We start from the raw sequence: 13,731 nt of genomic DNA, 5'->3' as shown, positions 1-13,731 counted from the left end.
GGCATGTATCAGATCTTTGCCTTCGTCGATGGGCAGTTCAAGGCGCCGCTGGAGAATTTCATATCGTCAGGTACGTCGAATATCGCCAGCTGGGTCACCGGGCCATTGACGGCGGCATTGACACTTTATGTCATCCTCTACGGCTTCCTGATTCTGCGTGGATCAGTCCACGAACCGATCATGGATTTCGCTTTTCGGGCAATGAAGCTTGCCATCATCCTGATGCTGGTCACGAATGCCGGCGAGTACCAGACTTACGTCGGCCGCATCTTCTTCGACACATTGCCCAAGGAGATTTCACAGGCGTTGAACTCTGGCACGATACCAAGCGCCTCGACCTTCGACAGCCTATTGGATAAAGGTCAGAAATGCGCACACGAGATCTGGGCGCGCGCCTCATGGGGAGTCGACATCGTCACCGGCTTCGGTGGCATGCTGGTCATCTTGGCAAGTTTCGTGGTTGCCGCGATCGGTTACATTGTCTCGCTCTATGCCCGTCTCGCACTGGCAATCGTGCTCGCTATCGGCCCGATTTTCGTGGCGCTCGCCATGTTTCGCTCGACCCGCCGCTTTACCGAAGCCTGGATCGGGCAACTCGCCAACTTCGTGATACTGCAGGTACTGGTCGTGGCGGTTGGCTCGCTACTCATTACTTGTATCGACTCCACCTTCACGATGATCGAGAGCTACAGCGACGTGCTCATGCGACCCGTTGCGCTCGGCGCCATTTGCCTGGCCTCCCTCTACGTCTTTTACCAGCTTCCGGGCATCGCCTCGGCACTTGCCGCGGGCGGAGCGTCGCTCACCTACGGTTATGGCGCGGCACGCGACGCGCATGAAGGCACGCTCGCCCGAGGTGCTACCTACATGGCGCGAGCGACTGGTCGGGGTGCACGTGCCGTTCGCCGCAGCTTTCGTTCCGAAAGAGCCGGCTAATGTGGAACTTCAAGCAAGCAACAAGATGGTTCACGATGATCCGAATATTCGTGCTCTTTTGTGTGGCATCGACGCTCGGCGGTTGCGCGTCACATTCCTATCCCTTGCCCAAATGCGACGGCTATTCGCGCCGGCCGCTCAATCGCGCCATGTGGCAATGGGACAGCGATAGTCGCTCCACGCCGCAACCTCGTCACTCTCCGCCGGCACAGTCCGGTGGCAAGCCACCCGCCTATGTCGAGGAAAAGCCAGGTATCGTTCCCGCCGCCTTCGCGCATTTTGATGTCGGCCACTCCTATCGCCGATGCGGAGGGCCGCAGTGATGGTGACGACGGACAGTCTCAAGGATTATTTCGATAAGGCCCGGCGTTTCGACCAGGACCGCATGATCCAGATAGAACGTTCGGCCCGGATCGCTTGGTTCGTAGCCACCGGGGCGGGCATTATCGCGGCGATTTCGACCCTCGCCGTCGCGGGTTTGACACCGCTCAAGACAGTCGAGCCTTTTGTCGTGAGAGTCGACAATTCCACCGGTATCGTCGATGTCGTTTCGGCACTCAAGTCGACCGCTGGCACCTACGACGAAGCGGTGACCAAATATTTCGCCGCCCGCTATGTTCGTGCCCGCGAAGGTTATGTCTGGAGCGAGGCGGAGGAGAATTTTCGCACGGTCTCGCTGCTCTCAACGGCGCCGGAACAGACCCGCTTTGCCGCGATTTATCGCGGCGGCAATCCAGATTCCCCGCAAAATATCTACGGTCGCGGCGCCACATCGCGGATCAACATCGTTTCCATCTCGCTGATCAACGCCAATGTCCTGTCTGTTCGCTATATGCGTACCATCACCCGCGGTGACGAGACCCATACGACCCATTGGGTGGCAACGCTTACCTTCTCCTATGTGAATGCTCCAATGTCCTCGACCGACCGGTTGATAAATCCGCTCGGCTTCGCCGTCAGCGACTATCGATCCGATCCGGAGGCCATCAATTGAAACATCTGAAACATCATTGTTTGATTGCACTGCTCCTGACCGCTAGCTGGCCATCGGCAGCCCTTGCGCTGGAAACGCCGCGCGGCGCCTCCCAGGACAGTCGGGTCCGCTTCGTCGACTATCAGCCTTACAATATTACCAGGATCGTGGGCTCATTGCGCTCCTCCGTCCAGGTGGAGTTTGCCGCCGACGAGGAAATTGCCCATGTGGCGCTTGGCAACACGGTCGCTTGGGAGGTGGCGCCGGCCGGCAATATCCTCTTCCTGAAGGCGCGAGAGAACCAGCCGGTCACCAACATATCCGTGGTCACGACACGTCGTGACGGTTCAACGCGCAGTTACCAGATGGAGTTGACGGTCCGAGACGGTTCAGTTGCCGCCGGCCAGGACACTTACTTCTATGTCAAATATCGCTATCCAGCCGATGATGCCGAACGTCGTCGTCAGGAGGCGCTCGCGCAAAGCCAGGCAGCACAAGCCGGACAAGCCGACACAGTGCTGGCTTTGCACGAGCAATCTGGACCGCGCAATTGGCGTTATTCGGCGCAGGGATCAGGCGCCCTGGAACCGAACGCTGTTTATGACAACGGCAAAATCACGACCATCGCCTTCACCGGCAATCAGGAAATCCCGGCAATCTATATGGAAAACTCCGACGGCACTGAGAGCCTGGTACCTAAGTCGGTGGCCGGTGATCTCGTGCTCGTTCATGCGATCGGCCGCAAATTCATTCTGCGGCGGGGAGGAGACGTGCTCTGCATCTTCAACGAAGCCTACGATCCGACGGGCATCGATCCCAACACCAATACGACATCGCCTTCGGTCGAGCGCGTCGTGAAAGCGCAGACGGCTGGTGCCGCAACAGGAGGAGCCCATGGTGGATGAGGCGGAAGATCGTATCCCAGGTGAGCGCGCCGAGACGGATGTCAACCAGCGAACTGAGGGCCGTCCATTCCTGAAGCGCGGTGGCGTGGCTCTAGCGATGGTCGCCTTTGTTGCGTTTTCGCTGTGGTCGATGCGTGAGCGGCAAAAGGCTGAGACGAAAGAGCCCGACCATGTCGTTATTCGTCAGACGGCTGACTTCGAGCCAGCGAAGGAAGAAGTAAGGCCGGCTTCACCACTTCCCGAGGCGCTGCTACCCACACCCGTGCCAAAGGAGCGGGTCACGCCTGCTGAGGACACTTTGTTGGACTCCGCCCGCCGTGCGCCTGTCATGGCCTATAATGGACAGCAATCCTCATCGCAACGCCGCGACACGGCAGCCGCCATGTCGCAAGACCCCGGTTCCAATTACCTTCCTGTTCCTGGCAGCCTCGGGGGCGCTCAATCTGAAGCCGAGGACCAGCGTTTCAATAGGATGTTGACGCCGACTCATCTGGAAGGATCACGCGCCGGCACGCTCGGCAACCGCGACTTCATTGTCGCGATGGGAACTTCCATTCCGTGCGTGCTGGAGACGGCGCTCGCCTCCGACCAGCCGGGCTTCGCCAGCTGCGTCATCAATCGCGATGTGCTTTCCGACAACGGCCGCGTGGTTCTGATGGAGAAAGGAACACAGATCGTCGGAGAATATCGAGGCGGCTTGAACCGCGGCCAGAAGCGTCTGTTCATGCTTTGGAATCGCGCAAAGACGCCAAAAGGTGTGATTATTACACTCGCCTCGCCCGCGACCGACGCACTCGGGCGGGCCGGCATGGATGGCTATGTCGACACGCATTGGTGGGAGCGCTTCGGCAGCGCCATCCTGCTCTCCATCGTTGGCGATGCGACGACCTATGCCGGCAGCCGGCTGCAGGATAGTGACGTTCAAGCGCAGAATACGACGACGGCTGGCCAGCAGGCAGCAGCGATCGCCGTCGAGCAATCCATCAATATTGTGCCGACATTGACAAAGCATCAGGGTGAGCTCGTCTCAATTTTTGTCGCCCGCGATCTCGATTTTTCCGACGTTTATAGTCTGCGTGTCACCGAACCCCGCAACAGGATTCTCGATCGGGCGGTATCGGGGGATTTCAGGTCTCGATCGATGCTCGTGACGAAGTAGAGCGGAAGATGACGGAAGCTTCAGACGCCGGGGTCGTGCGTGAATTGCTTTTGCCACTGTCTCGCTTCCTGAAGGATACCTCGCTCTATGAGATCGTCGTCAACCGCCCGGGTGAAGTCCTGACCGAGGGAACGGAAGGATGGCGGCATCATGCACTGCCGGATCTCAGCTTCGAGAAACTCATGCGTCTGGCCCGGGCCATTGCAAGCTATGCGAACCAGGCAATCGACGAGGCTCGGCCGATCCTGTCGGCCACCTTGCCAGATGAAGAGCGGATCCAGATCGTTGTTCCGCCGGCAACGACTAAAGGCACGGTCAGCATCACGATCAGAAAGCCGTCGTCGGTGACGCTGACGTTGGATGATCTCGAAGCGGGTGGATTATTTTCCAATGTCTCCTCGCCGAACCGTCATAGCGAATCCTCCAATACGGGGTTGGGCAACATCCTCAAGGCGGGCAATTACGCGACGTTTCTGCGTGCGGCGGTTCTTGCGCGCAAGAATATCATCATCTCGGGCGCGACCGGATCGGGCAAGACCACCCTGTCGAAGGCATTGATCCGGCATATCCCGGAGCATGAGCGGATAATCTCGATCGAGGATACGCCGGAGCTGGTCATCTCGCAGCCCAATCATGTCAGGCTCTTCTACTCGAAAGGAGGGCAGGGGCTGGCGAAAATCAGCGCGAAAGATTTGCTCGAATCGGGTCTCAGGATGCGACCCGATCGCATTCTTCTACAGGAGCTGCGCGACGGCTCAGCCTTCTACTACATCCGCAATGTCAATTCAGGACACCCTGGATCGATCACAACGGTGCATGCCGATTCCGCGGCCCTGGCGTTCGAACAACTGACGTTGCTTGTCAAAGAGTCGGAAGGAGGTCGTGACCTTGAGCGCGGCGATGTTCGTAGTTTGCTCAAGGTCGCGATCGATATCATTGTCCAGTGCAAGCGGATCGATGGGCGATTTCGGGTGAGCGAGATTTATTTCAAGCCGTGATCGAGCGGAGAAATGATTGGTTCCTGAATTTTGGTTTGTTCGCTTCAGCCGAGGTTCCTTGTAAACGGAAAACAGGCCTAACCAGATTTATCCGGTGCCTTGTCTTCCTCGGCTTCGGCGAACGGCCTCGTTCATCGGAAAACTGGACCGGAAAAAGGCCGATGTGCATGCGAAATTCGGGGTACGTGAGCGCTCTCCAAGGCCGCATGCCATGTTTGGTCACACGGCCTCGTAGTTGCCCGCGGATTATGCAACGAAAATAGAGAGCATTGGGGTACAAATATTTGAATTTCGTGGTGGTGATCCGGTTGGGTCGCAGCATCACCAACTTGGTATGACGCTTTTCGTGCGTTGTTGAGCGAAAAGCCGAGTTCCTCAGTCGCGAAGGGATTCTAATTGGATTTCTATATCGATCCCTGTTTCTAATCGATTTTCGATGCGAAACTTGCGGTTTCGATGAGGCGCATGTCCAGCATAATCAATTTTCGATATGATTGATCGAATCTAAGCGATTTTCGATTTCATGCCTCGAAAATAATCATTCTTCGATGATGTAACTTGTTTTTCGATGAGGAAGGAAGTCCGCCCATGGAACCGCTGTACTATCCGTCCGTAAGTTCATGTCCGGGGTCTTACGGGCGGCGATCGAGATCCTGAGGGTTTAAGCTGACCGTCTCTGGTTCCCGCTGAACATACCGCCGCGATAAACATTCGCCGCATGACCGAAAGTGAACAATACGACGTCGGACGCCGCGAGCGGGGATTCCTTGATCTACGCGGTCGAAAAGATGCTCTCGCCCTCAGAGATGACTTCGTAGCCCATGGCTAGCTTTTGTGCCTTGGGATGAGGTTGGTCGGGCGTAACCTCCTAATACAAACTATCCACAGTGCATGCTTCGAGGCGCCGGCAATCTAGTTGATGTAAGGCGATTGCTGCGAGATGAGAGCCGATTGCAACGGCTGCTCATTCTTGGCGTGACATCTGGGAATGGCGCGTGTCGTTAGATCGCGCTGGGCCTTACGGTGCGATTTCCACCACGACACGCCCCCTGATTTTGCCCTCGACGATATCCTGAGCGAGGCTCGGAAGCTTGGAGAAGGGCTCGATCCTCGCCAATGTCCCGATCCTTTCCGCTTTCAGATGTTCGGCTAGGGTCTGCCATGCGCGGATGCGTTTGAGCATCGGCGCCATAACGGAATCAATGCCAAGCAGTGCCACGCCGCGCAGGATATGCGGGAGTACCGTTGTCGGCAGGTCTGCGCCCCCCGCAAGGCCGCAGGCAGCAACCGCCCCGCCGTAGACGGTCTGTGAAAGTGCGTTTGCGAGCGCCGTCGAGCCGACGGAATCAACCACGCCGGCCCAGCGCTCCTTTTGTAGAGGGCTGCCCTTTTCTGAAAGCGATGCCCGGTCAACGAAAGCGTTCGCGCCGAGCGATCCGAGATAGTCCCGCGTTTCGGGGCGGCCGGTCGATGCGATTACTTTATATCCCTTGTCCGCAAGCAGGCTGATCGCCACCGAGCCGACACCGCCCGCCGCACCGGTCACGAGAATTTCGCGATCATCGTTGGCGATCGTGCCCCAATCCTCAAGTGCATTGACGCAAAGCGCGGCCGTGTAGCCGGCCGTTCCAATTGCCATTGCCTGCGAAAGGCTGAAGGTTTCGGGCAGCGCGATCAGCCATTCCGCTTTCAGGCGCTGAAATCGCGAATATCCCCCCCATTCTGTTTCAGACAGACCCCAGCCGTTGACGATGACCTTGTCGCCGGGCGCCCATTTGTCGGATCGGGATTCAACCACGATTCCGGCAAGGTCGATACCTCCGACCATGGGGGTACGCCGGGCGATCCGTCCTTTGCCGGTGAGGGCCAGACCATCCTTGTAATTGACGGTCGAATAATGAACCTCGACGAGAACATCATGATCCGGCAGATCGGAGAGTGAAAGCTGGCGGAAGCCGGCCTGCGGCTTGCCATCGGCCATGTCGATGACCATTGCCTGGAATGTATCGGACATGCGTCCCCTTTCTTACACTTGAAATCGGCCGTTCGCCTTGTCAGGTCTAAGGCTGCGCCTTCAACCTGTCGCGTGCGTCCATCGCGGTTGCGTAGCTGTTGCGAATGTAGGCTAGCAGGTCCGCCAATGCCCTTGTCGCTGTCCCGGTATCGCGCTTGGCGACGGCCTCCATGATCTGCCGGTGAAAGCCAGCGACCTTGCGGCGCTCGCGAACCCGGAACACGATCATGTTGGTGATGGGAATGAAGGACTCGATCACCGTGTACATCATCAGCTTCAGCGGGCCATTGCAGGTGGAATCCACCAGAGCGCGATGAAAGCGCACGTCGGATGCACAGAAGTCCTCGTCACTGATCGTCTCGTCGCGCTGGATCTCGATCTCCGCCGCCATTCGCTCCAGATCGGCAGCGCCGTGATTTTCGCAGGCGAGCCTGCAACAGATCGTCTCCGTCTCAAGCCGGGCCGTAATGATCTCATCGATATCGAAGGCGCCGATGCCGACAAGCAGGGTTGCTGCTGCGGTGATCGCGTTGGAAAGACCTTCCGGATCCGGCCTCTTGACGAAGTTTCCGCCGAGTGGGCCACGCCTCGAATGGATGAGGTTTTGCGCTGCCAGGCGTTTCAGCGCCTCGCGCACGGTCGGCCGCGATATGCCGAAGCTTCTCGCGAGATCCTCTTCCGTGGGGAGCCGTTCGTCGATCTTCAGGCGGCCATCCATGATCGCGGACTTTATGTTCTCCGCAACCTGCTTGGCGATGCCAGCCCTCACGACCTCATCAAATTTCAACGTCATCGATTGTCGCCCTTACCTCGACTTCATAGATGCCATGGCCTCTTCGAAAACGCCACTGAAAAATTGAATATAGGTTTGACAAATATCAGATAGACGATAACCTGCCCTCGATCCAGATAACCAAGGGGAACGAAATTGGGCGGATCGACTGGTCGGGCGGAGATCGCCCAAGGTGCCTGCGCGCCTATCGGCCGGCATGCAGAATTGTTGCGCCGTCTGAATGGAAGGATCGGTAGTAAGGCGGTTCTCGCTGGCGACGACGTCGGCGATGGCTACCGTGGTGACGCAACCGACGAGCGCGGTGAGCGCCCGATAATCGTTTTCCGGCCCACGGATACGGCGGAAGTGTCCGCTATTCTTGAAGAATGCAATCGTCTGGGTCAGCCGGTCGTCGTCCAAGGCGGCAGGACGGGCCTTGCGGGCGGGGCGAGGCCCCATGTCGGCGAAGTGTCGCTTTCGCTTGAGCGAATGGTGAACCTGTCGCCTGTGGATGAGAATGCCGCCACTATCATCGCAGAGGCCGGCGTTACGCTTCAGTCGGTGCAGGAGGCTGCGGCAGGCTGCGGGTTGTTTTTCGGTGTCGATATCGGCGCGCGCGGCACGTCCACGGTTGGCGGTAATGTTGCCACCAATGCGGGCGGTATTCGTGTCCTGCGCTATGGCATGTATCGGTCCCAGGTTCTGGGCCTTGAGGTTGTGCTGGCGGATGGCTCGGTCCTGACCAGCTTGAAGGGATTGCCCAAGGACAATTCAGGCTTCGATCTCAATCAGCTCTTCATCGGAAGCGAAGGTGTGCTTGGCGTGGTCACGCGGGCATGTTTGCGGCTGCATCCCGAGCCGCGGTCGCAAGCGAATGCTTTTTGCGGATTGCCGTCGTTAAGTGCCGCTATTGCCCTTCTAAAGCATTTGCGTTCTGCGCTCGGCTCGTCGCTGTCGGCCTTCGAAGTGATTTTTCCGAATGTTTATGACGGGGTTTTGTCGTTGACCGGTGCTCAGCCACCTGTCGCGGCAGGTGCGGGGATGTACGCCCTTGTGGAGATGCAGGGACAGGACGAGGTCGGCGATCGGGAGCGTTTTTCCGAGGCGCTTATGGCATGCTACGAAAGCGGAATCGTGATGGACGTGGCTGTTTCGGGGTCGCTGCGCGAGTATCACGCAATCTGGAAACTTCGCGAGGCTGCCAGTGAATTCATCTTCTCGATGGACCACGTCTCCGGCTTCGATGTCAGCCTGCCCTTGTCCAACATGCAGGCCTTCCTTGATGCTGCCAGCGATGAGATCGCGGCCGCCGATCCGAACGCCGCGATCTATATTTTCGGCCATCTCGGCGACGGCAATTTGCATTTTCTTGTTCGCACTCACCATCATGAGCGGATCGCCGACATAACTCTTTCTGCCGTGATCCGTGTCGATGGCGCCATTTCCGCCGAGCACGGAATTGGCCTTGAGAAGAAGAAGTGGCTGCCTCTCGGGCGAAGTGCCGCCGAGATGAATGCCATGCGCCGCCTGAAGGCCGCCTTCGATCCCAACAATATTCTCAATCCCGGCCGAGTTTTCGACATGCCGTCGCCGGGCGTGCCGGAGCGTGCGTAGATGCTGAACCTGTCCGAGACGACCCGCGCATTGCCCAGTGAAAAAAGCCCGAGCCTTGACGACCGGTATACGGTCGATCATGGAAAAATCCTCGTGTCGGGCACACAGGCGCTGGTGCGTCTCCCGATGATCCAGCGGCAGCGCGATCTGGCAAGGGGCCTCAATACTGCCGGTTACGTCTCCGGTTATCGCGGTTCGCCGCTCGCAAGCTTCGACCGCGAGATGGCGCGCGCCAAGACCTATCTCGACCAGAACCATATCCGTTTTCAGCCCGGCCTCAATGAGGACATGGCGGCGACGGCTGTATGGGGAACGCAGCAAACGGCGATGTTCTCCGGCGTCCGTTACGACGGTGTCTTCTCGATGTGGTACGGCAAGGGCCCGGGCGTCGATCGCACCATGGATGTGATCCGGCATGCCAATGCCGTCGGCACCAACCCGAATGGTGGCGTGCTGCTGCTCGTTGGCGACGATCATGGCGCCGTCTCTTCGACCTTGCCGCATCAGAGCGAGCACAACCTGATATCGGCCATGGTGCCTCTGCTGTCGCCCGCCGGCGTCGCGGAATATATCGACTACGGTTTGCTGGGATTTGCGCTTAGCCGCTATTCGGGTGCATGGATCGGCTTCAAATGCCAGACCGAGATTGTCGAATGCACGGCAACTGTCCATCTCGATCCGGCTCATCCCGCGATCGTCTATCCGGATGCGCAAGGCAATCTGTCGCTTCGCTGGCCTGACGGGCCGCATGCGATGGAGCGCCGGTTGGAAGACAAGCTTTCTGCCGTCCATAGATTTGCCCGTCAAAACGGGCTCGACCGCACCATCTGGCAGGGGCAACGCACCGAGGCGCGTCTTGGCATCGTCTCGACTGGCAAATCCTGGCTCGATCTGATGGGCGCGCTTTCGCGCCTCGGCATAGACGAGCGGCGCGCAGGAGAGCTCGGCATCCGGCTCTACAAGGTGGGACTTGTCTGGCCAATCGAGCCGGAGGGGATCGCACGGTTTGCCGCCGAGGTCGAGACGCTGCTGGTCATCGAAGAAAAGCGTCCGATCATGGAAGACCAGATCAAAGCTCTGCTCTTCAACATGCCGTCCGATGAGAGGCCGAGAGTATTCGGCAAACTCGGGCCGGCGGGCACGCCGCTCCTGTCCGCCGTCGGCGAGATCGATGCGGTGGCCGTCGCGAGGGCCATCCGTGCTGTGCTCGGGCCACAGGCCGACGATCTCGATAGCCGGTCGCGGGAAATGGAGGCAATTGTTGCAGCCAGCGTGACGGAAAGCCCGGCACTCAGGCGTGATCCTTATTTTTGCTCCGGCTGTCCGCACAGTGTCTCGACCCGACTGCCGGAAGGAAGCCGTGCCTCGACCGGTATCGGATGCCACATGATGGTCATCGGGCTTGAGGACAGGAACACCTCGACCTTTACCCAGATGGGGGGTGAGGGCGGTGCATGGATCGGGCTTTCTCAGTTCACCGATGAAAAGCATATCTTCGTCAATATGGGCGACGGCACCTATTTTCATTCGGGCCTGCTTGCGATCCGGGCCGCGATCGCCGCCAAAGTCAACGCCACTTACAAGATCCTCTACAACGATGCCGTCGCCATGACCGGCGGTCAAAAGCACGATGGTGAGGTCTCTGTTCCCGGTATCGTCGGCCAGATGCTGGCCGAAGGGGCTGCGAGAGTGGCTGTCGTCGCCGAGCGGCCGGAGGTCTGGCAGGGCCGCTTGCCTCGCAATGTCACGGTCAACCATCGCGACGAACTCGATCAGGTGCAGCGTGAGTTGCGCGAGATCGACGGGGTGACGGTGCTGGTTTACGATCAGGTCTGTGCGGCAGAGAAGCGCCGGCGTCGCAAGCGCGGGGCGCTGGCGGTCTCGGACAAGCGAGCCTTCATCAACGAACTGGTCTGCGAAGGATGCGGCGATTGCTCGGCCGTTTCCAACTGCATCTCGATCGAACCGCAGGAAACGGAGTTTGGCCGTAAGCGCAAGATCAACCAGTCGAGTTGCAATACTGACCTTTCCTGCATCAAGGGCTTCTGTCCGAGCTTCGTCACGGTAGAGGGCGGAAAGATCAGAAAGCCGGCTGCGAAAGCTCAGCAAGCGACATTCGATGACATGCCGCTACCCGTTCTGACGGATATCGGAGCACAGCCCTATAATATGCTGTTGGCCGGTATCGGCGGGACGGGGGTGATTACCGTCAGCGCCGTCCTCTCCATGGCGGCGCATCTCGATGGGCTTTTTGTGCAGACGCTGGATCAAACGGGGCTTGCGCAGAAGAACGGGGCCGTCATTTCGCATCTTCGCGTGGCGCGGACGGCTGGCGCTTTGTCGTCGGTCCGCATCGGCGTAGGGGAAAGCGATCTGGTACTTGGCTTCGACATCGTGGTGTCGGCCGGTCGCAGTGCGCTATCGACCTTTGGCGCTGGCCGTACGCACGCCGTTCTCGACAATCACTTCGCGCCGACGGCGTCTTTCGTCCAGAATACGGCGATCGATTTCCAGCAGGAAGCGACGCTCAAAACGTTGCGCCGCGCAGCGGGCGAAGATGCCGTTCACCTCGTCTCGGCGACCAAGCTTGGTGCGGCGCTGATGGGCGATGCGATTGCAGCCAACATGTTCCTGCTTGGTCATGCATGGCAGCGCGGCCTGGTGCCGGTCAGCCTCGCCTCCATCGATCAGGCGATTGCACTCAATGGGACCGGCGTTGCGATGAACCGTGCCGCCTTCGGCTGGGGCCGTCGCTCGGCGATCTCCCCCGATATCGTCGCCAGCGCTGCGGGAGCCGATCTAGCCGAGGTCAAGCCCGCAGAGACACTCGACACGATCATCAAGCGCCGTGAGGCTTTTCTCGTCGCGTATCAGAGCGCCGCCTATGCGCGCCGATACCGGGCACTGGTCGATGCTGCGCGGCAGGCCGAAAACAGGCTCACGGCCAGCGAGGAGTTTGCAATGGCCGTCGCCAAAAACGCCTTCAGGCTGATGGCCTACAAGGACGAATACGAGGTGGCGCGTCTGCACCGCGACCGAAGCTTCAAGGCTGCGATCGAAGCGCAGTTCGAAGGCGACTTCAGCATCAAGCATCATCTGGCGCCACCAATCCTGTCGCGGCGGATCGACAAACGCACCGGAAATCCGGCGAAGATCGCCATCCCGCAGAAAGTGATCGGCCCGGCCTTCGCGCTTCTGGAAAAGCTGCGCTTCCTGCGCGGCACGGCGCTGGATCCCTTCGGCTATACCGAAGAGCGCCGGATGGAGCGGCGCCTGATCGCTGACTATCAGGCGATGATCGAGGATCTCACGAGACAGCTTTCCGTCGAAACACACGGCCATGCCGTCGCGCTTGCCCGGCTGCCGGAAGAGATCAAGGGATTCGGCCCCGTCAAGATGGCGTCGATCGAGCGCTATGAAAAGAAGATGGCGGTCTTGCTTGCAGCACCAGCCAATGACGAGAAACGAACAACGATGCCGGATCAGGACGCGGCCAAGAGGAAAAGCATATGAGCACTTCCGAAACCTTCGAGACGATCCTTTACGAGAAGGACGGACACGATAAATTCGCGACGATCACCATCAATCGTCCTGAAAAGCTCAATGCCATGAACAAGACGACGGTGCGCGAAATCGATCGCGCTGTCGCCATGGCTGTCGCCGACAAGGATGTCAACGCGCTCATCATCACGGGGGCGGGCCGCGCATTCTCGTCCGGCTATGATCTTCAAGGCGCCGATTACGATGTCGATATCGAGGACTGGCATGCGGACATGTCGGAGAACGCCCAGGCGCTCCTCAACATCTGGAAGGCACCAATCCCGGTCATCGCTTCCGTGAACGGTTATGCGCTTGCGGGTGCGCTTGAGCTGATGATGGCCTGCGATCTGGCCATTGCCAGCGACAATGCGAAGTTCGGCGAGCCAGAGGTGCGGCACAATTCCGGCCCGCCGGCACTGTTCATGCCCTGGCTGCTAGCCACCCGTGACGTGCGCTGGCTGATGTACACAGGCGATTTGGTCGATGCCGAGGAGGCCTTGCGCATGCATCTCATCAACAAGATCGTGCCCGCCGATCAATTGAGGGAAAAGACCGAGAACCTGGCGCGCAAGCTGGCCCGCATGCCCGTGCCGGCCATCAAGTTCGCCAAGTCCTCCATCAACAACCAGCAGATCGCCGCTGGCCTGATGACATCCTTCGATTTCAACGTCCACGCCATCGCCGCTCTGCATGTCAGTCGCGATGGGCAGGAGTGGATGCGCAACCTGCAGAAGATGTCACTGAAGGAATATCTCGAGTTCCGCGATGCCCCGTTCAAGGGGCTCGACTGACCCCGTTTTACGATATCGCTCGGCGGCAC

General features: G+C 59.0%; 11 protein-coding genes. 9 read left to right on the top strand and 2 right to left on the bottom strand.

What is annotated here, in order from left to right; translation table 11 throughout:
• Window positions 1-3 precede the first annotated feature (3 nt).
• Genes PH558_RS13020 through virB11 form a run of 6 tightly spaced genes read left to right on the top strand, consistent with a single transcriptional unit; the run spans window position 4 to window position 4,971 of the window.
• The gene (locus tag PH558_RS13020; RefSeq protein ID WP_285204762.1) at window positions 4-936 is read left to right on the top strand and encodes a TrbL/VirB6 family protein; all 933 of its coding nucleotides are present in this window, start codon (window positions 4-6) and stop codon (window positions 934-936) included.
• A 35-nt stretch (window positions 937-971) separates the two neighbouring features.
• The gene (locus PH558_RS13015) at window positions 972-1,259 is read left to right on the top strand and encodes a hypothetical protein (protein ID WP_095436093.1); all 288 of its coding nucleotides are present in this window, start codon (window positions 972-974) and stop codon (window positions 1,257-1,259) included.
• On the top strand, window positions 1,259-1,930 hold the full coding sequence (locus PH558_RS13010) for a VirB8 family type IV secretion system protein (protein WP_113501601.1): 672 nt from the start codon (window positions 1,259-1,261) through the stop codon (window positions 1,928-1,930). Before PH558_RS13015 ends, PH558_RS13010 begins: the two co-directional genes overlap by 1 nt.
• 5 nt (window positions 1,931-1,935) lie before the next feature.
• Window positions 1,936-2,814: a P-type conjugative transfer protein VirB9 gene (gene virB9 / locus PH558_RS13005; RefSeq protein WP_285205015.1), complete on the top strand. Its 879-nt coding sequence runs from the start codon at window positions 1,936-1,938 to the stop codon at window positions 2,812-2,814.
• A complete protein-coding gene (virB10, locus tag PH558_RS13000; protein WP_285204758.1) occupies window positions 2,804-3,973 on the top strand; it encodes a type IV secretion system protein VirB10 in 1,170 nt (389 codons plus the stop codon). Before virB9 ends, virB10 begins: the two co-directional genes overlap by 11 nt.
• An 8-nt stretch (window positions 3,974-3,981) precedes the next feature.
• Window positions 3,982-4,971: a P-type DNA transfer ATPase VirB11 gene (gene virB11 / locus PH558_RS12995; protein WP_113410156.1), complete on the top strand. Its 990-nt coding sequence runs from the start codon at window positions 3,982-3,984 to the stop codon at window positions 4,969-4,971.
• 1,018 nt (window positions 4,972-5,989) lie between these two features.
• Here the strand turns inward: virB11 and PH558_RS12990 are convergent.
• Together PH558_RS12990 and PH558_RS12985 are read right to left on the bottom strand one after the other, a co-directional pair.
• Window positions 5,990-6,985, bottom strand: coding sequence for an MDR family oxidoreductase (locus PH558_RS12990; RefSeq protein WP_285204757.1), 996 nt, complete (start codon window positions 6,983-6,985; stop codon window positions 5,990-5,992).
• A 46-nt stretch (window positions 6,986-7,031) separates the two neighbouring features.
• The gene (locus tag PH558_RS12985) at window positions 7,032-7,778 is read right to left on the bottom strand and encodes a FadR/GntR family transcriptional regulator (RefSeq protein ID WP_095433270.1); all 747 of its coding nucleotides are present in this window, start codon (window positions 7,776-7,778) and stop codon (window positions 7,032-7,034) included.
• A gap of 135 nt (window positions 7,779-7,913) precedes the next feature.
• Between PH558_RS12985 and PH558_RS12980 the strand changes: the two genes are divergently transcribed.
• Genes PH558_RS12980 through PH558_RS12970 form a run of 3 tightly spaced genes read left to right on the top strand, consistent with a single transcriptional unit; the run spans window position 7,914 to window position 13,702 of the window.
• Window positions 7,914-9,371 carry an FAD-binding oxidoreductase gene (locus PH558_RS12980; protein WP_483314150.1) on the top strand — a complete coding sequence of 486 codons (1,458 nt, stop codon included), beginning with the start codon at window positions 7,914-7,916 and terminating at the stop codon, window positions 9,369-9,371.
• Window positions 9,372-12,884 carry an indolepyruvate ferredoxin oxidoreductase family protein gene (locus PH558_RS12975; RefSeq protein WP_285204756.1) on the top strand — a complete coding sequence of 1,171 codons (3,513 nt, stop codon included), beginning with the start codon at window positions 9,372-9,374 and terminating at the stop codon, window positions 12,882-12,884.
• On the top strand, window positions 12,881-13,702 hold the full coding sequence (locus PH558_RS12970; RefSeq protein ID WP_113410153.1) for an enoyl-CoA hydratase/isomerase family protein: 822 nt from the start codon (window positions 12,881-12,883) through the stop codon (window positions 13,700-13,702). The genes PH558_RS12975 and PH558_RS12970 overlap by 4 nt, the downstream gene beginning before the upstream one ends.
• The last annotated feature ends 29 nt before the right edge of the window (window positions 13,703-13,731 follow it).

Origin of the sequence: Rhizobium pantanalense (assembly GCF_030182525.1) — a bacterium.
GTDB lineage: Bacteria > Pseudomonadota > Alphaproteobacteria > Rhizobiales > Rhizobiaceae > Rhizobium.
This window is presented reverse-complemented; position numbering and strand designations above follow the sequence as displayed.